Source organism: Acinetobacter sp. YQ_14, from assembly GCF_043102985.1.
Classification (GTDB): domain Bacteria; phylum Pseudomonadota; class Gammaproteobacteria; order Pseudomonadales; family Moraxellaceae; genus Acinetobacter; species Acinetobacter venetianus.
In genome coordinates this window covers 80325-100782 of sequence record NZ_JBICJJ010000004.1, presented here as the reverse complement: position 1 = coordinate 100782, position 20458 = coordinate 80325, and the positions used below count along the sequence as shown (strand labels likewise).

Annotated in this window: 19 protein-coding genes and 1 tRNA gene; 6 read left to right on the top strand and 14 right to left on the bottom strand. The window is 38.1% G+C overall.

Going from position 1 to position 20458, the window contains the following annotated elements; translation table 11 throughout:
* Window positions 1–203: 203 nt before the first annotated feature.
* Genes lptB through ACF8D3_RS02750 form a run of 5 tightly spaced genes read right to left on the bottom strand, consistent with a single transcriptional unit; the run spans window position 204 to window position 3592 of the window.
* Window positions 204–950: an LPS export ABC transporter ATP-binding protein gene (gene lptB / locus ACF8D3_RS02770; RefSeq protein ID WP_004880651.1), complete on the bottom strand. Its 747-nt coding sequence runs from the start codon at window positions 948–950 to the stop codon at window positions 204–206.
* Window positions 950–1498: a lipopolysaccharide transport periplasmic protein LptA gene (gene lptA / locus ACF8D3_RS02765; protein WP_007479990.1), complete on the bottom strand. Its 549-nt coding sequence runs from the start codon at window positions 1496–1498 to the stop codon at window positions 950–952. The genes lptB and lptA overlap by 1 nt, the downstream gene beginning before the upstream one ends.
* Window positions 1482–2033: an LPS export ABC transporter periplasmic protein LptC gene (gene lptC, locus ACF8D3_RS02760; RefSeq protein WP_392469994.1), complete on the bottom strand. Its 552-nt coding sequence runs from the start codon at window positions 2031–2033 to the stop codon at window positions 1482–1484. The genes lptA and lptC overlap by 17 nt, the downstream gene beginning before the upstream one ends.
* Before the next feature lie 38 nt (window positions 2034–2071).
* Window positions 2072–2611 (bottom strand): HAD family hydrolase, encoded by a 540-nt coding sequence (locus tag ACF8D3_RS02755; protein ID WP_004880658.1) that lies wholly within the window; start codon window positions 2609–2611, stop codon window positions 2072–2074.
* 3 nt (window positions 2612–2614) lie between these two features.
* Entirely contained in the window at window positions 2615–3592 is a 978-nt protein-coding gene (locus ACF8D3_RS02750) for a KpsF/GutQ family sugar-phosphate isomerase (protein ID WP_004880660.1), read from the bottom strand.
* Between the two features lie 268 nt (window positions 3593–3860).
* On the opposite strand from ACF8D3_RS02750, the gene cysS reads away from it, so the two are divergent.
* Together cysS and ACF8D3_RS02740 are read left to right on the top strand one after the other, a co-directional pair.
* The gene (cysS, locus tag ACF8D3_RS02745) at window positions 3861–5282 is read left to right on the top strand and encodes a cysteine--tRNA ligase (RefSeq protein WP_004880663.1); all 1422 of its coding nucleotides are present in this window, start codon (window positions 3861–3863) and stop codon (window positions 5280–5282) included.
* A gap of 65 nt (window positions 5283–5347) precedes the next feature.
* Window positions 5348–5423, top strand: a tRNA-Gly gene (locus ACF8D3_RS02740).
* A gap of 61 nt (window positions 5424–5484) precedes the next feature.
* On the opposite strand, the gene ACF8D3_RS02735 is transcribed toward ACF8D3_RS02740, so the two are convergent.
* Entirely contained in the window at window positions 5485–6534 is a 1050-nt protein-coding gene (locus ACF8D3_RS02735) for a glycerophosphodiester phosphodiesterase family protein (protein ID WP_392469989.1), read from the bottom strand.
* A 237-nt stretch (window positions 6535–6771) separates the two neighbouring features.
* Between ACF8D3_RS02735 and ACF8D3_RS02730 the strand changes: the two genes are divergently transcribed.
* Window positions 6772–7236, top strand: coding sequence for a copper resistance protein NlpE (locus ACF8D3_RS02730; protein ID WP_392469986.1), 465 nt, complete (start codon window positions 6772–6774; stop codon window positions 7234–7236).
* Between the two features lie 100 nt (window positions 7237–7336).
* Here ACF8D3_RS02730 and ACF8D3_RS02725 read toward each other — a convergent pair whose 3' ends face one another.
* Window positions 7337–8941: an isocitrate lyase gene (locus tag ACF8D3_RS02725; protein WP_004880670.1), complete on the bottom strand. Its 1605-nt coding sequence runs from the start codon at window positions 8939–8941 to the stop codon at window positions 7337–7339.
* Between the two features lie 542 nt (window positions 8942–9483).
* Between ACF8D3_RS02725 and ACF8D3_RS02720 the strand changes: the two genes are divergently transcribed.
* Both ACF8D3_RS02720 and ACF8D3_RS02715 read left to right on the top strand, forming a co-directional pair.
* Window positions 9484–10473 (top strand): LysR family transcriptional regulator, encoded by a 990-nt coding sequence (locus ACF8D3_RS02720; RefSeq protein WP_004880674.1) that lies wholly within the window; start codon window positions 9484–9486, stop codon window positions 10471–10473.
* A 154-nt stretch (window positions 10474–10627) separates the two neighbouring features.
* Window positions 10628–11953 (top strand): hemolysin family protein, encoded by a 1326-nt coding sequence (locus ACF8D3_RS02715; RefSeq protein ID WP_061518618.1) that lies wholly within the window; start codon window positions 10628–10630, stop codon window positions 11951–11953.
* Between the two features lie 30 nt (window positions 11954–11983).
* Here the strand turns inward: ACF8D3_RS02715 and ACF8D3_RS02710 are convergent, their stop codons facing one another.
* Together ACF8D3_RS02710 and ACF8D3_RS02705 are read right to left on the bottom strand one after the other, a co-directional pair.
* Window positions 11984–12247: a ribosomal protein L7/L12 gene (locus ACF8D3_RS02710; protein WP_004880678.1), complete on the bottom strand. Its 264-nt coding sequence runs from the start codon at window positions 12245–12247 to the stop codon at window positions 11984–11986.
* Between the two features lie 61 nt (window positions 12248–12308).
* A complete protein-coding gene (locus ACF8D3_RS02705; protein WP_004880681.1) occupies window positions 12309–12824 on the bottom strand; it encodes a hypothetical protein in 516 nt (171 codons plus the stop codon).
* A 229-nt stretch (window positions 12825–13053) separates the two neighbouring features.
* Here ACF8D3_RS02705 and ACF8D3_RS02700 point away from each other — a divergent pair, with 229 nt between their 5' ends.
* The gene (locus ACF8D3_RS02700; RefSeq protein WP_392469981.1) at window positions 13054–13602 is read left to right on the top strand and encodes a DUF2239 family protein; all 549 of its coding nucleotides are present in this window, start codon (window positions 13054–13056) and stop codon (window positions 13600–13602) included.
* A 60-nt stretch (window positions 13603–13662) separates the two neighbouring features.
* Here ACF8D3_RS02700 and cysN read toward each other — a convergent pair whose 3' ends face one another.
* From cysN to ACF8D3_RS02675, 5 genes are all read right to left on the bottom strand, one after another.
* The gene (cysN, locus tag ACF8D3_RS02695; RefSeq protein ID WP_392469978.1) at window positions 13663–15276 is read right to left on the bottom strand and encodes a sulfate adenylyltransferase subunit CysN; all 1614 of its coding nucleotides are present in this window, start codon (window positions 15274–15276) and stop codon (window positions 13663–13665) included.
* An 83-nt stretch (window positions 15277–15359) separates the two neighbouring features.
* Complete coding sequence (cysD, locus tag ACF8D3_RS02690; protein WP_004880687.1) at window positions 15360–16268, bottom strand: sulfate adenylyltransferase subunit CysD; 909 nt, start codon at window positions 16266–16268, stop codon at window positions 15360–15362.
* A 317-nt stretch (window positions 16269–16585) separates the two neighbouring features.
* Window positions 16586–18037 carry a capsule assembly Wzi family protein gene (locus ACF8D3_RS02685; RefSeq protein WP_019384930.1) on the bottom strand — a complete coding sequence of 484 codons (1452 nt, stop codon included), beginning with the start codon at window positions 18035–18037 and terminating at the stop codon, window positions 16586–16588.
* Between the two features lie 150 nt (window positions 18038–18187).
* Window positions 18188–19714 carry a lysine--tRNA ligase gene (gene lysS / locus ACF8D3_RS02680; protein ID WP_004880692.1) on the bottom strand — a complete coding sequence of 509 codons (1527 nt, stop codon included), beginning with the start codon at window positions 19712–19714 and terminating at the stop codon, window positions 18188–18190.
* A gap of 159 nt (window positions 19715–19873) precedes the next feature.
* The gene (locus tag ACF8D3_RS02675) at window positions 19874–20311 is read right to left on the bottom strand and encodes an SRPBCC domain-containing protein (protein WP_392469973.1); all 438 of its coding nucleotides are present in this window, start codon (window positions 20309–20311) and stop codon (window positions 19874–19876) included.
* Window positions 20312–20458: the final 147 nt, after the last annotated feature.

Genomic DNA, 20458 nt, shown 5'->3' with positions numbered 1-20458 from the left:
TTTTTGTAAAATAGTTCACACTTTTTAGTTTATTTTTGATCCAAAATTGAAGTGTTATTTATTTCTAATTAAATTAAAATCAAATAGATAGGTTAAAACCCACTAGTTAAAAAGAATTATAAATCATGTATCTATACGATATCCCATTCATTTGTATAAATAAAAAAAGAACCCGAAGGTTCTTTTAAAAATCATGTCAAAGTTTAGACAACGAAATCATCACCAAGATAAACCTTACGTACTTGCTCATTATCCAAGATCTCTTGAGGCGTCCCTTCTGCAATAACAGAACCTTCACTCACGATGTAAGCCTTTTCACAGATTGCTAATGTTTCACGAACATTGTGATCTGTAATCAAGACACCAATTCCACGATCTTTTAAGGTCTGGATAATATCTTTAATATCGCCGACTGAAATAGGATCGACACCAGCAAAAGGCTCATCAAGCAACATAAACTTAGGGTCTGCCGCTAAAGCGCGTGCAATCTCTGCACGACGACGCTCACCACCAGAAACACTCATGCCTAATGAATCTTTAATATGATTAATTTTAAAATCATTTAATAATTCAGTCAGTCGATCCTGACGTTGTTGCTTATTTAAATCTTTGCGTGTTTCCAAAATCGCCATGATATTTTCAGAAATCGTTAACTTTCTAAAAATAGAAGCTTCTTGAGGTAAATAACCAATCCCCTTGCGTGCACGCTCATGCATCGCAAGGTCAGATAAATCTAAGTTATCTAAATGAATCTCACCCTTGTCCATGCGAACCAGTCCAACGACCATATAGAAACTTGTCGTTTTCCCCGCACCATTAGGACCAAGTAATCCTACAATTTGACCACTTTGCATCGTAAACGAAACGTCTTTAACAACCCAACGTTTACTATAATTTTTCGCTAAATGTTTAATACATAGCGTTTGAGGTTGCTGCGCTGATTGATCCATTAATCACGTGCCCCTGGGAAACTTTTCGAGCTTGATGGTGGAATAATGATTTGAACACGATTTGATGAAGAACCTTGAGCTTCTACATCACCTTTATTCATACTGTATTTCAAACTATTACCACGAATGCTTGATCCATCTTGGGATAAATAAGCTTTCCCAGTCAATGTAATAATGCCTGAATCAGCGTTATAGACGATCGTTTGGGCCTCGCCACGCGCTAAACCTTTATTCGAATCAACTTGTTGCTGGAATTTAGCAAGCTGACCTTTAGCCGTAATCGTCTGAATTTCTTTTTTGCTATTCAACGTTGCAACAATCGAGTCAGCCTGTAGCTTCATCGTCCCTTGTTCAATCACAACATTACCCGTATAAGTCGTTATACCAGTGCGATCATTATATGTTGCACGATCTGCGACTAAAGAAAGCTGTTGGTTACGATCAGACGGTAAAGCGAAGCTAGAAGCAGAAGATAATGCAATCGCTGCAAGGCATGTTGCTTGTTTTAGGAAAGTTAAACGATTTTTAGAATTAAGAATTTGGCGCATACTTTCCTCGAACTTTGAAAAATTCATATTGACCATTATTTAAATTTGCTTTGAGACCTTGGCTCACAAACTCAGAGTTTGGAGACTGAACAGTGACTTGATGCTGTGTTTCGAGTTGACCAGTTTTCGGATAACCCGTTAATTCATAAGTACGAAACTCTAATTTGTTGCCCTGTTCAGATAACTTAGTTGCAATCACATCACCTAAAAGCACAATCTTTGAACTGTCATCATAACCATTTGCTTGCTTAGAATAGAAAGTCGCATCTGGTTTACCTTGCTTATACATCACAGCATTTAATTGATCTAAACGCGAAGTCTTTTGCTGCATGTCTTGCTGTAATTGTTTTATCTCAGCACGGATATATAAATTACCCTGCTCATCAGTTTGTGTAAGATGAACACCCTGAGCCGAATAAGTCATATTTTTTGCTGAATCTACATCCAGTTTTTTTGCTTTGCCACTGTAATAATAATAGCCGCCACTCAACGCAGCGACTAATACAGCGACAACATATAAAACTTTGGTATCCATAAACAGGGTTACCTAACCTTTGGGCAATTTATTCTATATTAATGTGGTGCAGCAACGTATTTTGCAAGTAGCTCTTGGTAAACACCTTTCGCCATTAACAACATATCGCATACTTCTCGGACCGCGCCACGACCACCCATTGCTTGAGTTACTAAATGCGCACGACGACGAACTTCTTCGTGTCCATTTGGTACGGTAATGCTCATACCCGCAATTGCAAAAGCTGAAAGATCAGGCCAATCATCACCCATATATAGGCAGTCTTCAGGCAAAATATTCAACTGTGCGCATGCTTCTTTCAAAGCGACACCTTTGTCTTCACGACCTTGGAAAACGAGGTCTACACCTAAGTCTGACATACGTTTTTCAACAATATTACTTTTACGCCCAGTGATAATAATCACCTTCATACCAGCTCGTTGAGCCAACTTCATGCCCAAACCATCACGAATATCAAATGATTTAATTTCATCACCAGAGTTCGTTAGTGTTACAAAGCCATCGCTTAAGATTCCATCCACATCAAGCACTAAAGCTTGTAAATGACGTGCTTGTTCTTGTAAAGCATATGATGCCATGGCTTAATTTACTCCCGCCTGAATTAGATCATGCATACTAATGACACCAATGACTCTATTGGTCTCATCAACAACAACGAATTGATTAATTTTTCTCTCATGCATTTTTTCCAATGCTTCAACCGCACGGGCTTCAGGAGAAATCGTCAATGGATTTTTAGTCATCACCTCAGAAACAGGCAAGTTCACATCAAAACCTTGCTGATGATCAATCATTCGGCGTAAATCACCATCAGTAAAAATACCCAATAACTGATCTTCATCGTTCACAATCGTCGTTAAACCGAGACGTTTATCAGAAATTTCATATAACACCTTATTCATCGGGGTTTCAGGTTTTACTTTAGGTAACTCTGCCCCTGTATGCATTAAATGCTTCACATGTAAAAGCAAGCGTTTCCCTAATGCACCAGCAGGATGCGAACGAGCAAAATCATCAGCAGTAAATCCACGAGCTTCCAACAAGGAAACAGCAAGTGCATCACCCAGAACTAATGTGGCTGTGGTACTAGAAGTCGGTGCTAAACCTAAAGGGCAAGCTTCATCTGCCGAGCCCAATGTTAATGCAACATCCGCGTTTTGTGGCATTGGCCCTTTATCATCACGACTAATCGTAATTAACGGCACGCCTAAATGCTTAATAAGCGGCATCAACATCATGATTTCATCACTCTTGCCTGAGTTTGAAATTGCAATCAGGACGTCACCACGCACCAGCATACCTAAATCACCATGCCCTGCTTCACCAGGATGCATGAAAAAAGATGGTGTTCCAGTTGAAGCAAATGTAGCCGCCATTTTACGGCCAATATGACCAGATTTGCCCATACCTGTTACAACGACACGACCTTTGCACTGCAATAAAATTTCACATGCACGATCAAACCGCTCATCAATCTGTGTTGCAAGCACTTCTATAGCTTGTTGCTCAATACGCAAAGTTTCCAATGCACTTTTCTGAAAATTTATAGCTTGTGACATGTGAGTTTGACTCAAAATAATGCTCAACCTACTTAAGCGTAGATGATTTTAATCAAAAGAATTGCGGAGATTCTAGCATAAGTGTGCGTTATCCACGTTTCTAAATGTATAAGATTTCGTAGAAAATGGACGAACATTGAGCATCATTAGAAAGGTGAAATTATTCATTGACAACGATTACTCACATCTTTTTTTTATTGATAACTTTATGAAATATGGTGCATACGTTATGATATAACGCTAATTTTGTAGAGTGTTTAAAACCCTTATGCAACCTTTTGTTCTATATAACTCTGAGCAACGAAAAAAAGTTGAATTTGTCCCACGTAAAGAAGGTCAAATCGATATCTATGTCTGTGGTATGACCGTATACGATTACTGTCACATTGGACATGCTCGCGTTATGGTTGCATTTGACTACATTATTCGTTTTTTACGTAGCCAAGGCTGGAAAGTACGTTACATCCGCAACATCACAGATATTGATGACAAAATCATCGCACGTGCAAATGAAAACGGCGAAACGATTCAACAACTCACTGCACGCTTCATTGATGCTATGAATGAAGATGCCTCTAATTTAGGCTGTGTTGCACCAGATGAAGCCCCAAAAGCAACTGAATATATTGATCAAATGCAAAATATGATCAGCACTTTAGTTGATAAAGGCGCTGCATACCCTGCAACAAATGGCGATGTATATTTTGAAGTGACTAAATTTGATAAATATGGTCGCTTATCTGGTCGTAAACTTGACGATATGCAAGCAGGCGCATCTGAGCGTGTTGATGTCGAAGTAGAAAAGAAACATCCTTTTGACTTTGTACTTTGGAAACATGCAAAAGAAAATGAGCCTGCTTGGGCTTCACCTTGGGGTAATGGTCGCCCAGGTTGGCATATTGAATGTTCTGCGATGTCAACTTGCTGCTTAGGTAATCACTTTGACATTCATGGCGGTGGCTCAGATCTTATGTTCCCTCACCATGAAAATGAAATTGCACAAAGTGAGGCATCGACTGGTGAACAGTATGTAAATTACTGGATGCATGTTGGTTTCATCAATGTAGATGGTGAGAAAATGTCTAAATCACTAGGCAACTTCTTCACTATTCGTGATGTGATGGAAAAATTCCATCCTGAAGTCATCCGCTACTTTATTGTTTCATCGCATTACCGTAGTCCTGTGAACTTTTCTGATGTCGCTTTAAAAGAAGCTAAAACTGCATTGAGCCGCTTCTATCATTCATTTAAAGCCTATCAGCAAGTGTACGGACAAAAAACTGTTGAAACTTTAGAGCAGAGTTTTGTTGAACGTTTCAATAACGCAATGCGCGATGATTTTAATACGGCTGAAGCAATGGCTGTGTTATTTGAATTGAACAAAGAATTAAATCGTGCAGTAAAAGAAGAACAAGCTGAGCAGGCAACTGCTCTCTATTCAACTTTACGCCAACTGACTAACATTCTAGGTTTGGTTCAGCATGATGTAGATGAGTTTCTCAAATCAGATATTGGTCAAGAGGCACTCACACTTTCTGATACGGAAATTGAAGATTTCATTCAACAACGTGTTGATGCAAAAAAAGCTAAAGACTTTGCAAAGGCAGACGGTATTCGTCAATCTTTGTTAGACCAAGGTGTGGTTTTAGAAGATACTCGCCAAGGAACAATTTGGAGACGTGCTGATTAATTCAGCATTTAGCATATTAGAGAGTTGACAGTTTTATGAAACTCTCTATAATGCACATCCATATTGCGGGAATAGCTCAGTTGGTAGAGCATAACCTTGCCAAGGTTGGGGTCGCGAGTTCGAGTCTCGTTTCCCGCTCCAAAATTTTAAAAAGCCACTTAAGAAATTAAGTGGCTTTTTATTTTCAAATATTTATAGATCTCTAGTATTCAGCTAGCGCCTCTTTTGCTGTTGCAGGATCATCTACAAACACACCATCTATACCAGCATCAAAAAACATTTTAAGCTGTTTTTTCAATCCCGATGGGCATCTCTCTGAAAGCACGCTGCTACATCTAAATGCCGTAGGTAAATTATTATTTTCAGGTGCAAATGACCACGGCTGCACTTCAAGTCCAACCCCATGCGCTATACTGACAAAGTTGCTCGCCTTCGTTGAATTGTCTCTAAAAATAGCATTCTTGTTCGGCCCAACTACATCAGCATATACTGCATAGGCAGGCAAACTTGCAAGATTTACAGCATCATACAGCGGGCCTAAATCATTAAGTAATTGTAATAACTTCACCCTCTTGAGTGAGCTATGCGTTGTATTAAGTTTAGTACGTACCAATTTCAAACTGATTGGATCAAACGCCTCAATATAAATAGGTGCAATGTCTCTGGTATATTTGTACCTTGCAAGAGTATTTAAAACTTTACTCTCCACTGGAAGTCCCACTGCTGTAAAATACGCAGGAGTTTTCATTTCAATATAAATCCCGGTGATTTTCCCTGTTCTATTATAGTTTTGCTCGGCTATATTAATCACTTCATCCAGTGTAGCTACATTATATAAACCATCATAAGCTGTATTTTCAGGCCGTGTATTTGGGCCACGTTCATGTACTTTTAACATTTTGATTTCACTGAGCGTAAAATCCTCACTAAACCAACCTGTGTAATACTTTGCACCAACGAGCTTACTGGTTTTTCTATTTGCAAATTGGCTAAAGCTGCTCACATTGGTTGTTAAACTTAGCTCATTTTCATGTATGGAAATCAGCGCTCCGTCTTTGGTGGGAACAATATCAGTTTCGATGAAATCAGCCCCATCATTAATGGCTCTTTGATATGAAGGCAATGTATTTGCAATAGCAAATGAAGGCGCACCTGCATGGCCGATCACCGTAATTTCTTTGGCTTGGCTAAATACGCTATACCCACAGAGTACACCTATTAAAAATAGTCGATTTAAAACATTAATACTCATAATTTACCTTCTTTATTTTCTTTATTGAGTAGATAGATTTAGTTCTTTTCAAATACTTCTCGAATATAAAATTACCAAGAAATAATTACAAATGTATGAACATTATTAAGCTAATATTTATATTGATTTTTTCATAATTTACTAAAGATTAAATAACTCTTACATTCCGTCACTACCCTTTTCTTTTTAAATTTCATAACTTAGGAGACGAGTATTTTTTAATAGGTTAAATCCAAAATGAAAAAATCAATTATTGCACTATCTCTCGCTTCTGTATTTTTAGTAGCTTGTAGTAAAACAGACAACAAAAATAATCAAGAGCAAACTCCAACAGCAGCGAGTGAAGCAGTTGCCGTTGATAGCGCTCACACTGCCGAAAACTCTTTAGACTGGAATGGCACTTATAAAGGTGTTCTACCATGTGCAGATTGTGAAGGTATTGAAACAGAGCTTGAACTTAACGCTGATAAAACCTATGAGTTAAAAGAAACATATCTTGGCAAAGGTGACGGTAAAGCATTTGAAAGCAAAGGTAGCTTCCAATTCGATGCGAACAACACATCTGTTATCGAATTAGATAAAACTGGCGATAACCGCAAATATTTCGTTGCTGAAGGTTATTTAAAAGTACTTGATATGGAAGGAAATGAAATTACGGGTGATTTAGCAGATAAATATGAGCTTAAAAAAGAAGCTGAATAAAGTTTAATAGAAAGCTCACCTAAATAAAGGTGAGCTTTTTTATTGCTTAGTAGAAATAAAAAACCCTGCATAAGCAGGGTTTTTTTGAATCAATCGAAGCTTAGTGAGCAGCGAATTGGTTCATTGTGTTTTTAGCATCATCGTGCGCTTTAAGAGCGTTGTCACCAGAGAAGATTTCTTTGTGATCATCACCGATGTCAGAACCAGCCATTGCTTGGTGTTTAACACAAGCGATACCACCGCGGATTTCTTTACGTTGTACGCCAGCAACATAAGCCAACATACCTTCAGAACCGAAGTAACCTTGTGCAAGCTCATGAGTAGAAAGAGCAGCAGTGTGGTAAGTAGGAAGTGTGATCAAGTGATGGAACACACCCGCTTCACGAGAAGCATCTGCTTGGAATGTACGTACTTTCTCATCAGCATCAGCAGCTAATTCAGTGTTGTCATACTCAGCGCTCATTAATTTAGCACGGTCATAAGCAGAAACATCTTTACCTTCAGCAACCCAACGATCGTAAGCTTGTTGACGGAAGTTTAACGTCCAGTTGAATGATGGGCTGTTGTTGTAAACTAGCTTAGCATTTGGAACTGTTTCACGTACACGGTTAACCATGTGAGCGATTTCTTCAACGTTTGGAGTTGCAGTTTCGATCCAAAGAAGATCAGCACCATTTTGAAGGCTAGATACACAGTCAAGTACAACACGGTCAATTTGAGTGTCTGGACGGAACTGATATAAACCAGAAGCTAAACGCTTAGGACGGTGTAATTTACCATTACGTTTGATCAAGATTTCGTCTTCTTGAGCATCAGCAATGTCAATTTCAACTGTGTCTAAGTAGCTGATGTATTGAGAAGCGATGTCACCTGGCTCTTTAACCACTGGGATTTTTTGAGTCAAGTCAGCGCCTTCAGAGTCAGTACGTGCAACGATGATACCGTCGTCAAGACCCATTTCTAAGAATGCATAACGTAATGCATGGATTTTAGCGATGAAGTCTTCGTGCGGAACAGTTACTTTACCAGCTTGGTGACCACATTGCTTCGCGTCAGATACTTGGTTTTCGATTTGAAGCGCACAAGCACCAGCTTCGATCATTTTCTTAGCAAGTAAGTAAGTCGCTTCTTCGTTACCGAAACCAGCGTCGATGTCAGCAATAATTGGCACAACGTGAGTTTGGAAACCATCGATTTGAGCAGTGATTTCAGCAGCTTTAGCAGTATCACCAGCTTCTTGAGCTTTTTTAAGAGCGCGGAATAAATCGTTTAATTCTTTCGCGTCAGCTTGACGTAAGAAAGTATAGATTTCTTCGATTAATGCAGGAACAGAAGTTTTTTCATGCATAGATTGGTCAGGAAGTGGACCAAATTCTGAACGAAGTGCAGCAACCATCCAACCTGAAAGGTAGATATAACGACGTTCAGTAGTACCGAAGTATTTTTTGTTCGCAATCATTTTTTGTTGTGCGATGAAACCGTGCCAGCAACCTAATGATTGAGTATATTTGCTAGAGTCAGCATCATAAGCAGCCATATCACGACGCATAATCGCAGCTGTATATTTAGCAATATCTAAACCAGTTTTGAAACGGTTTTGCATTTGCATACGAGCAGCATCTTCTGGGCTAATATCGCGCCAAGTGTTGCCGAATTTTGCTTTTAATTCGCGAATTGCATCAATCGCTGTTAAATATGTAGACATGATATATTCCTTTTGAGGATTGGCATCGAACGATTGCAATAAAACCATGCTTTTTTATAGGCTAGATTTCAAGCACTTCATCAATATGTTGCACAGCTTAGTCTTTGCCAAGGGATTAATCCAATATCCTAAGGTAATTTTCAGTATTTTTTTTTGAAATACATATAAAAAGATGATGTTATATAAAAAATAAATACCCATAAGATATTGTTACTTATAAACTATTATTAAAAATAAAATCACAACACAGAATCATCCATCAAAGATTTTGTATTAATTTTAAACAGTAAATTCTTTTGTCAGCATCGATGTTAACGATCTAAATTGACACTTTTTGCCATATTCTCACTCATTATTTTTATTGTTTACTGCTGTTCAGATTACGGTTAAGTGCATTCAAAACCAAACGAGTTAGCACAAAACGGAATAGCTTTATTGGTCGGTGTTTTAGGGCTTATTTAATAGGATTTAAGTTATACAAATGCCTTGAGATATGTCATAATTCAACACAATTTAAATATTTTATTTTCGGTATTTTTTTTATGAATCTGGAGCGGGTTGATCTCAATTTATTAATTTATCTTGATGTACTTCTTCGGGAAAAAAATGTCACACGCGCAGCAGAACAATTAGGGGTTACTCAACCCGCGATGAGTAATATCTTACGCCGCTTGCGTAATTTGTTTAATGACCCCCTGCTCATTCGATCATCAGAAGGTATGACGCCAACTGAACGTGCACTTGAATTACAACCTCGTATTCGTGATGCATTGTCAGACCTTTCCATGATTTTGGAACCACGTACCGAATTTAGACCTTATACCAGTACTCGTGTGTTTCGTATCATGACTTCGGATTATGCCGAAGCTACCTTAGTGCCTCGCCTTGTCAAGGCATTGCGCTCGGAAGCACCTAATGTTGTACTCGACTTCCTTACTCCAAGTGACGTGTCATATCGAGATATGGAACAAGGTAAAGTTGATCTCGCCATTAACCGCTTTAATGAAATTCCGCAAAGTTTTCATCAAGTTCTAGTTTGGCGTGATAGCTTTAGTTGTATTTTGAATGACAAACATCCAGCAGTTACTCACTTAAATTTGAAAAGCTATTTAGATGCTCAACACATTTGGGTCTCTAAAACAGGTATGGGTGTTGGATTTGGTGTAAATCCAGATAAACAAGCAGGTTTAGGTTGGATTGATCAAGCACTAGAACGTATTGGTCAACGTCGTAAAATCTCTGTATTTACACGCCATTATCAAATGCCAGCGCTGTTGGCTCAAAATGTTGATTTGATTGCAACATTACCTACCCGAATGGCACGCTTACAAACACAGAATCCAAAACTTGTGATTAAAGATCCTCCATTTTATATTCCAGAATTTGAATTAAAAATGGCATGGTGTCCGTTGCTCCATCATCATCCTGCACATCGTTGGTTAAGACAATTAATCCTCTTTGTTGCAAGACAAATGATCGAAGAAGAGAATCGTGAGTTTTTTATAAATAATTCTCAATTTTCACAATACTAAAATATCCAATTGTAAAAACCCTTAGAATTTGTTGAAATATCAGCAAATTCTACCCCCTTCCGAATAGATTGTTACACTGCGGTAAGGATTTAGTTACCTCCGTACTTTTTTGTGTTACAACATATTCATAATAATGATGAACCACAGGTGATGTGTGAGTCTCTTCCAAAATATTATAGTAATTATTCTGCTGATTTCAGCGGCAGGCTTTTTATCACTTACAGAAATTGCATTAGCTGGCGCTCGTAAAGTTAAATTAAAAATTTTAGCGGAATCTGGTGAAACGCGTGCTCAAAAAGTTTTAGATCTACAAGAGCAATCTGCTGATTTTTTCGCAGCATCTCAAATTGGTTTAAATGCTGTCGCAATCTTGGGTGGTATCCTCGGTGAGGCTGCGTTCCGTCCGTTTTTCGTTGAAATGATCAAACAGTTTTATGCAGGCCCTTGGCTAGAAACCATTGGTTTTGCACTGTCATTTACATTGGTAACATCGCTTTTCATTTTATTTGCTGATCTCATGCCAAAACGCTTGGCAATGATCGCCCCTGAAAAAATTGCTATTAGTGTCATTGAACCTATTCAAGTTTTTATCAAAATTTGTAAGCCCCTTGCATGGGGAATTAATGCAATTGCGAATCTGTTGTTTCGCTTGTTTAAGGTTAATACAATTCGTGATGACAATATTACCTTTGATGATATTTCAGCGGTGATGGATGCAGGTGCTCAAGCTGGTGTTCTGCAAAAACAAGAACATCATTTTATTGAAAATGTATTTGAGCTTGAAGAAAGAACTGTTCCATCTAGTATGACAACACGCGAAAATGTTGTGTTCTTTACCTTGACCGAACCCGAGGAAAGCATCCGTCAAAAGCTTGCCGAATATCCTTATTCAAAGTTTTTAGTCTGTAACGAACATATTGATCAAGTGATTGGCTATGTCGATGCCAAAGATATTTTAATTCGTATTTTAAATAATCAATCATTTACCCAGCTAAATGAATCAACAATTCGCAATGTTCTGATTATTCCAGATACGTTAACTTTATCCGAGTTACTGGATCGTTTCCGTTCAACTAAAGAGAAATTCGCTGTTGTTATCAATGAATACGCTTTAGTTGTCGGTGTAATTACGCTGAGTGACATCATGATTACCGTGATGGGTGACTGGGTCACACCAATGGATGAAGAGCAACAGATCATTAAACGTGATAATCATTCATGGCTAATTGATGGTAGTACACCTATCGAAGATGTAAAACATGTTTTAGAAATCGAAGAATTCCCTGAAAATGAAAACTATGAAACCATCGCAGGTTTTATCATGTATCGTCTTCGCAAAATTCCACGCCCAGCCGATGCTGTAGAATATGCAGGCTTTAAATTTGAAGTTGTCGATATTGATCATTATAAAATTGACCAATTGCTTGTTACTCAGATTTTACCGAGTCAAGAAACCGAAACGACAACCTCATCTGAATAAATAAAAAGCCCAATTTAATTGGGCTTTTTATTACTTCCATATCATCCAAGCGATAATCGCAATCAACAAGAACATAAACACAGCGAACTTAAGCCCACCCCGACTACGTTGCGCCAATTGTTCTTGTAAATGTGATTGTTCATTAGGATGATCATTTAAATATTGATCAACTAAATCTTTTGACTCTTTTAAACCAAGTCCTGTTTTTTCACGAGTTATTTTAATTGCCTCTATCAACTGCCCCGATCGCAATGCTTGTAACGCCTCTTGCGGTAATTCTAATTGTTGATTCATAAAGCCAACATCCTTGTTATTTTAATGATTTGATTTACATCATTCTAAACTTGAATAGAAATTAATTTCCACCATATAAAGCAATAAGCTGATCTAAAGTTGCTTGGTAGTGGATCGAAATGTCTTCAGCCAAGATTTTATAAGCATTGTCAAATTGTACCATCGGCCATCCTTCTTTCCAAAATGGAAAAATATTGTGTAAGCCTTCTGTCACAATTGCATCCTCACGGGTAATTGCCTGTGCAATTTGAGATAATACTTGTGCTGTTTCCGCACCATCAATCGCAAGATAATCAATACCACGTACTTTCAAGATACGAACACGATCTTTCTTATAACGTATTTTTTTCGCCTGCCCCGCATTTAATCCCAAAGCAAGTGTCACAGCTTCAACAAATTTTTCTTCAAAACTTGTATTTAGCGCTACTAAAGCTTGTTTGTGTGATTCTTGACGCCCAGCTTTCCCACCATTACGAATTATCTCTTTTGCTTCACTATCAAGCACATCTTTTTTCATAGACTGTAAAATGTCTAAAACTTCGATATCGCTTAAAGATTCTGGAGAATAATCAGTCATGGGAGTCCAAATACAAAAAATATGAAAGGATATTGTCTCATAAAAGCCATATCAAAGCAGAATAAAAATTTAAAATTGCATCGTTCGCTTACTAATTTTCAATCTGTTCATTTACTCCATCCATCATTAAAAAAATAATATGAATGACACCTATCCTACAGTAAGATTTGCAAAAATATTTTTACCCTGATAATATTGTTTTACCCGTATAAAATTAGTTTTTTAGAATATGAATAGTTCAACAACCTATACCGCTTTTTCAGGTGATCACTATCTTGCAAGTGGTGAAATGATGGAACTCATCTTAAAGATTAAACAACTTCAAGAAACGACTGAGAATATTTTGATTTTTAATGATCAAAATGGCAGGCAAATTGATTTTGATTACACTGGCTCTGAACAAGAAATTCGTGAGCGATATGCTGAACCTGAACCCACTAAAAAAGTTGGACGTCCGAAACTTGGGGTAATTTCTCGAGAAATCACCTTACAGAAAAAGCATTGGGATTGGCTAGACCAGCAGAGTGCCAGTGCTTCTGCGACTATTCGCAAATTGATTGATAAAGAACTGGATGATCCAAACTCTGAAAGCAATAAAATGCTGGCAAAACAGGCAACTGATCGCTTTATGTTAGCGATGTTAGGCAATATGCCAAATTATGAAGAAGCAACTCGTGCTTTGTATCAAGGGGATAAACAAATGCTTATCGCTTTAATCCACAACTATCCAAAAGATATTCAAGAATATATTTTTAAATTATCTAAAAATGCATTCTAAAATGTCTAATTCAAAAATAAAAAACCCGCCTAAGCGGGTTTTTTCAATTGACTCAATCCATTAAAGACGGACCAATTCCACCACTTTTTCAGCGGCTTCATCAACCGTTTCAGCGGTAATTTCCGTATCTGTACCGTCAACAGCCGTAGTGATAATTACAATACCTGTTTCACGTAACAATGCAATTTGCTCAGCCGTTAAATTGGCTTTCGCAATCGCAACCACACCTTGTTGAATCAATAAGCTTTCTAAAGCTTGAGCTTTCTCGATCAACGATGCTGACACACCAATCACCGCAGGCTTTTGCCCTAAACGAGCAGCACGATCTTCCGCGGTCACAGGATTGCTATGCGCTGTCCATTCAACTGCCGCTTCAACCATACCAGCACCGACAGTCACGTTGCTTAAACGATCAATAAAGATAAATGAGCCTGTGTAACGACTGTCTTGATATTGGTCAAAGACCACTGGCGCATCGAACTCAACCACTACATCAGCAATCGCATTCAGCTCAAGCTCTTCAACCTGTGTGTGCTCAAGTGTATTAACATTTACACGGAAATTAATTGCAGTGACTTTGGCAGGAACTGTTTGCGTACCAATTTTTACGTTGTACAACTTCCCTTTTACTAAAGGATGCTCATTCATCCAAACCACTGAAGCACGCACACTACGTGAAATCAAAGGTTGCTCACCAGCACGCACAAGTACGTTGCCGCGAGAAATATCAATTTCATCATTGAGCGTTAAGGTAACAGCTTGACCCGCAGCAGCTTGTTCAAGATTTCCATCAAAAGTAACAATTTCTTTTACTGTTGATTTCTTGCCCGATGGTAATGCAACGATTTCATCGCCAACACGAATTTCGCCTAGTGCAATTGTTCCAGCAAAACCACGGAAATCAAGGTTAGGACGGTTCACATATTGAACAGGGAAACGGAATTCCTGTTTGTTCGATTCACGCTTAATTTCCACTGATTCAAGAATGCTCATCAAGGTTTCACCCTTGTACCACGGCGTACTTGCTGATGGATTAACGACGTTATCACCATTCAGTGCAGAAATTGGAACAAATAAAATATTTTCAGGACGACGATCGCCAAGTTGATTCACAAATGCATCATATTCAACTTGAATTTCATTGAAACGCGCTTCTGAGAACTCGACCAAATCCATTTTATTGATCGCAACAACGATATTTTTAATACCTAACAAGCTTGCAATAAATGAATGACGACGTGTTTGTGTTTGGACACCATAACGCGCATCAATCAAGATAATCGCAAGATCAGCAGTCGATGCGCCTGTTGCCATGTTACGCGTGTACTGCTCATGCCCTGGTGTATCAGCAATAATGAACTTACGTTTTTCAGTTGAGAAATAACGATAAGCAACATCAATGGTAATACCTTGCTCACGTTCAGCTTGTAAACCATCTACAAGTAAAGCAAGGTCAGGTGCATCACCAGTGGTACCGACCTTCTTACTGTCGCGGGTAACCGCTTGCAATTGATCTTCATAAATCAGTTTAGAATCATAAAGAAGACGACCAATTAAAGTACTTTTACCATCATCTACATTACCGCATGTTAAAAAGCGCAATAAGTCTTTATTTTCATGCTGGTTTAAATACGCCAAGATGTCTTGGCTAATAAGATCTGATTGATGAGACATTGCTCAAAACTCCACATATTCTTTAGAAATCGGTTTTCATCTCCCTAAATCCCTCTCTTTAAAGAGGGATTCGCTTAAGGAAATTAGAAATAACCTTCCTGCTTTTTCTTTTCCATTGAGCCAGCCTCATCATGATCAATCATTCGACCCTGACGCTCTGAACTTGTTGCTAAAAGCATTTCTTGGATAATTTCAGGTAATGTATCCGCTTCAGACTCAACTGCACCTGTTAACGGGTAGCAACCAAGTGTACGGAAACGTACTGATTTCATTTGTGGAACTTCACCCTCTTTCAAACGCATACGTTCATCATCTACCATGATCAACGTACCACTACGCTCAACTACTGGACGTACAGCAGAGAAATAAAGAGGAACAATTTGAATATTTTCTAAATAGATATACTGCCAAATATCTAACTCAGTCCAGTTAGACAAAGGGAACACACGAATACTTTCGCCTTTGTTTACTTTACCGTTGTAAAGATTCCAAAGTTCTGGACGCTGATTTTTAGGATCCCAACGGTGTTTGCTATCACGGAATGAATAAACACGTTCTTTAGCACGTGATTTTTCTTCATCACGACGCGCACCACCAAATGCAGCATCAAACTGATATTTGTCCAAAGCTTGCTTTAAGCCTTGTGTTTTCATGATATCTGTATATTTTGAACTACCATGATCAAATGGATTAATACCCGCTTCGCGGCCTTCAACATTTTGATGTACGATCAAATCAAAGCCATGTGTTTTTGCCATGTTGTCACGAAATGCAATCATGTCTTTGAACTTCCAACCTGTATCAACATGCAATAAAGGAAATGGAAGTTTTGCTGGATAGAATGCTTTTAATGCAAGATGTAACATAACCGCAGAATCTTTACCGATTGAGTAAAGCATTACAGGATTTTCAAACTCAGCCGCTACTTCACGAATGATGTGAATACTTTCCGCCTCAAGTTGTTTGAGGTGAGTTAATCTATTTTCAGTCATGTAGGCTTCCTCCTTTATTCATGTTGCCCATAAAATCTATAAGTGGTCTTACACCACCACTTGGAAGACCGTGTGGAGGAACGAGTGCCATAACAACTCCAATTTTTCGTGATATCAAGGTTCTTACTAGAAGTTAATGAATAATCCAGTAAAGGTTATTCATTATAATAATTTAGACGGACTTCTTTAGCTTGTTTTTTCATATAAATATGCAAAATTATGATATGCATCTTTATGATGAGATAAAATTTACATCTTATTTCACATGATTTAAGACAATAAAAAAGAAGCCTTCAGGCTTCTTTTTTATTCATATCTTAGAATCGGAACATATTACGTTCTAATGGAATTTCAACACCGACAGAAACACCGCCATCATTGCCATTTACATCCGAGTCACTTACCCAACCATTAATTTTCAATGGAATCGTAGGTTTTAAATAATGTGTCCACGTAACATCTAAACCTTTAATTGTATCTGCTTGTGGGAATGCAGCATTATTATCTTCAACTCGTTGAGTCTGACTTACTTTTGCATACATCACTCTTCCGCTAAGACGATTCATTACATCAAAACGAATATCACCACCAACAGAATACATCTGACCATCACCACCCATCGCATGTCCTAACGGGAAACCATGCTGATAATAACCATCTTTATAAGTGGTATGGCTATACGAAATCCCTTGAGCTTTTCCGTTAGTACGTGTATCAGCCCACTCAGCATAAAGTTGATATGGCATATTTTTATAGCTAGAAGAAAAATCTGCACCACCAAGATACATATATTTAGCAGGTAATCCACCTGCTTCATCTTCACCTACAAATTGAGTATATAAACTTACAGGAACATCAAATAAAGGCTGTAAGAATAATCGACCATCAAATCCTGCAATTTGATTTGATGGATCAGCTTTACCTGTACCACCGTTATCCTTAGTACCCGTAAATGCATCCCATAACGAGCTTAAGCTTTCAGGACGCCCCTCACCACCCCATTGAATTGCTCGAGAAGCACCTAACTCTAATGCTGGGAACGGACGTGCTGTTAAACGTAAACCTATTAACTTTGTATCAGGAACAGCTTTGTAGTCATCTAATTGACCAGCAAATGCTTGGTACTGCCATGGTCCAATCCAAGACAACCACTTTGTTTCAAAGGCATTTTGTACAGCACGCTGAACTGTCACACCATAAACAGGACGACTTGCATCACCACGAATCAAGCTACCATCATGCCCAGGACCCCAGTAAGTTGGGATTTGACCAGCAACAACCCACTGATTCCAAAGTTTTCCAGCGATATATGAACCTTCAACATTGACATCATGCCCATTGTCAATTAGCGGGTCTTTTTCACCATTGACACGAATCTTAGCATCCCAATTCTCACCACCCGCATTGAATTCAACTGCTGCTTGGTATTGAGATTTTTGATTATCGCCAAATGCTTGAGGTACTGTTTTTAGATCAGTTCCAGCATGTAACCCTACTTTCACAGTTGCGTTATCCGCTTGCAAGGTATTGAGCACTGAATTCACAACCTTTTGTTGCGTGTTATTGCTCACTTGTGCTTGAGACAATGCTCTTTGGATTTCATCACCACTTAAAGGCCAAGTCGAAGTACTGATTTGAATCACACCTTGTTGATTTAACCAGTTTAAATCGGTACGTAAATTTTCATCATTGAGCACTAAACCTTGCGCAAATATCGTCGATGAAAAAGAAGCAAATAATGCGATGCAAAGCGATTTTTTTAGAAACATATCCAAACTGTTCTCAAGTTTATTTATGAGCACATAATCGTTTTTTTGAACATGAATTTCAATCCTCAAACCAAACAATTACATTTCTTAACCTAAGAAACAAAAAAGCCACTTCTAAAAAGTGGCTTTTCAACATTAAACAACGGCAAATTAGTCTTTACGACGCATATGAGGGAATAACAATACATCACGAATACTTGGTGCATTGGCAAAAAGCATCACTAAACGATCAATACCAATACCCTCACCCGCCGTTGGTGGTAAACCATATTCAAGTGCTTCAATAAAGTCAGCATCATAATGCATTGCTTCATCGTCGCCTGCATCTTTTTCTGCGACTTGAGCTTGGAATCGTTCAGCTTGATCAATTGGATCATTTAATTCCGAGAAGCCATTTGCCAACTCACGGCCACCAATGAAGAATTCAAAACGATCCGTAATGTGCGGATTATCATCATTACGACGTGCAAGTGGTGAAGTTTCCGCAGGGTATTCAGTAATGAATGTTGGTTGACGAAGTTTCGTCTCAACTGTTTCTTCAAACACGATCGTTTGTAATTTACCTAAACCAAAGCCCGGCTTAACCTGCTCTTTTAATACGTCTTGAGTAAATTTAGCTAAGAACTCACGATCATTTACATTTTCAGGTGTGAAGTCAGGGTTATGTTCAAGAATTGCATCAAACATCGAGATCTTCTTGAATGGGCCTTTGAAGCTATAAACTTCATCACCATAAGGTACATCTGTTGAACCTAAGATATCTACAGCAAGTTTCTCAAGCATATTTTCAGTCAATGCCATCAAATCTTTATAATCAGCATACGCTTGGTAGAATTCAATCATCGTAAATTCAGGGTTATGGCGCGTTGAAACACCTTCATTACGGAAGTTACGGTTAATTTCAAAAACACGCTCAAAACCACCAACCACTAAACGCTTCAAATAAAGCTCAGGTGCAATACGTAAGTAAAGCTCCATATCTAATGCATTGTGATGGGTTACGAATGGTTTTGCGGAAGCACCACCAGGAATCACATGCATCATTGGCGTTTCAACTTCCATGAAACGTTCATTACTTAAAAATGCACGAATACCTGCAACCACTTGGGCACGAATTTCAAATGTCTTTCTTGTTTCTTCGTTTACGATTAAATCTAAATAACGTTTACGGTACTTCGCTTCAGTATCCGTTAAACCATGAAACTTATCTGGTAAAGGACGTAGAGACTTTGTCAAAAGTTCAAAGCCTTCAAGGTGAACATATAAGTCACCTTTACCTGAACGGCCAATATAACCCTCAGCAGCAATAATATCACCAAGGTCTAAACTTTTGATCGTTTCTAAAACATCTACTGGTAAACCTTTACGGTCTACATAAAGTTGAATACGACCTGTCATATCTTGGATCACAATAAATGACCCGCGGTTTAACATGACACGACCAGCAACTTTTACATAAACTTTTTCAGCACCTTCGATTTGTGCTTTGTCTTGATCTTTAAATTGTTCTTGTAGGTCAGCAGTATAATGCTCACGCTTAAATGTATTTGGCCAAGGACTCTTGCCGTTTTGTTTGGCAGTCTCTTGGATTTGCTTTAATTTGGCATGACGCTGTGCGATTAAATCGTTTTCGGAAAGAGTTTGTTCAGAAGTCGATTGAGCGTTTTGTTGCGTCATCTCTGCCTCGAGCTAAGTAAAAATGAAGTCGCATAGGATAGCAGATAACAACCGATTTTCGTATCGTTTCAGCTAGACAATTGAGAAAAAAACAAATCATTATCAATTCCCAAGCGTGATAGGCTCGTTTTACTCCATCAAAAATTAACAGACTCTTTATTATTTTTCAGCCAAATGCTTAACCATGGCAAGCCCTTGATCAAAGCCTTTATTTATAAATTCTGCATATTCAGGCTGTATATCAACTTCAACATGAAGTTGTGTAATACCATCCAAATCGAATAATAAATACTTTTCCAAAGCTCCTGACCAAGCTTTAACCTCATCACTTTCAGTATCCTCTTTACCGTCTTTGATCATTCCCAAATGTTTGAATATCACTTCTTGTGGTTCGTTTAAGCTTTCTATCGTCGAAATCATCCCATCACCTTCTCCACTATAGAAATAAGTTATTCCACCTTCTTTCCAGTCTGATTGCATCGTCGAGTTACAAGCAAAAAATTTTGTCCAAGTTTGATAACTTTCAGGTGTCCATAAAACATCCCAAACTTTCTGTCTGGAGGCATAGATTTTTATATTAAAAGATAAAGTTTCCATGTATTACTCTCCTTAATTATTCTAATACCCCATGATAATACAGTTTCAAATGTTTATTTTTTATTCATACTATATCTATACGTTTACTGATTTTTTTAAGATATAACAAAAATTATTTTACAAAAAATTAGAGTAATTGCTCAAATA

Coding starts and splice junctions, on each gene's coding strand:
- ACF8D3_RS02710 (WP_004880678.1), bottom strand. CDS start 12,247: ATGAATCAACAATTAGAATTACCGCAAGAGGCGTTACAAGCATTGCGA.
- ACF8D3_RS02725 (WP_004880670.1), bottom strand. CDS start 8,941: ATGTCTACATATTTAACAGCGATTGATGCAATTCGCGAATTAAAAGCA.
- ACF8D3_RS02700 (WP_392469981.1), top strand. CDS start 13,054: ATGAATAGTTCAACAACCTATACCGCTTTTTCAGGTGATCACTATCTT.
- ACF8D3_RS02685 (WP_019384930.1), bottom strand. CDS start 18,037: ATGTTTCTAAAAAAATCGCTTTGCATCGCATTATTTGCTTCTTTTTCA.
- ACF8D3_RS02730 (WP_392469986.1), top strand. CDS start 6,772: ATGAAAAAATCAATTATTGCACTATCTCTCGCTTCTGTATTTTTAGTA.
- ACF8D3_RS02705 (WP_004880681.1), bottom strand. CDS start 12,824: ATGACTGATTATTCTCCAGAATCTTTAAGCGATATCGAAGTTTTAGAC.
- lptC (WP_392469994.1), bottom strand. CDS start 2,033: ATGGATACCAAAGTTTTATATGTTGTCGCTGTATTAGTCGCTGCGTTG.
- ACF8D3_RS02720 (WP_004880674.1), top strand. CDS start 9,484: ATGAATCTGGAGCGGGTTGATCTCAATTTATTAATTTATCTTGATGTA.
- cysD (WP_004880687.1), bottom strand. CDS start 16,268: ATGACTGAAAATAGATTAACTCACCTCAAACAACTTGAGGCGGAAAGT.
- ACF8D3_RS02755 (WP_004880658.1), bottom strand. CDS start 2,611: ATGGCATCATATGCTTTACAAGAACAAGCACGTCATTTACAAGCTTTA.
- cysS (WP_004880663.1), top strand. CDS start 3,861: ATGCAACCTTTTGTTCTATATAACTCTGAGCAACGAAAAAAAGTTGAA.
- ACF8D3_RS02750 (WP_004880660.1), bottom strand. CDS start 3,592: ATGTCACAAGCTATAAATTTTCAGAAAAGTGCATTGGAAACTTTGCGT.
- cysN (WP_392469978.1), bottom strand. CDS start 15,276: ATGTCTCATCAATCAGATCTTATTAGCCAAGACATCTTGGCGTATTTA.
- lptA (WP_007479990.1), bottom strand. CDS start 1,498: ATGCGCCAAATTCTTAATTCTAAAAATCGTTTAACTTTCCTAAAACAA.
- ACF8D3_RS02735 (WP_392469989.1), bottom strand. CDS start 6,534: ATGAGTATTAATGTTTTAAATCGACTATTTTTAATAGGTGTACTCTGT.
- lptB (WP_004880651.1), bottom strand. CDS start 950: ATGGATCAATCAGCGCAGCAACCTCAAACGCTATGTATTAAACATTTA.
- lysS (WP_004880692.1), bottom strand. CDS start 19,714: ATGACGCAACAAAACGCTCAATCGACTTCTGAACAAACTCTTTCCGAA.
- ACF8D3_RS02675 (WP_392469973.1), bottom strand. CDS start 20,311: ATGGAAACTTTATCTTTTAATATAAAAATCTATGCCTCCAGACAGAAA.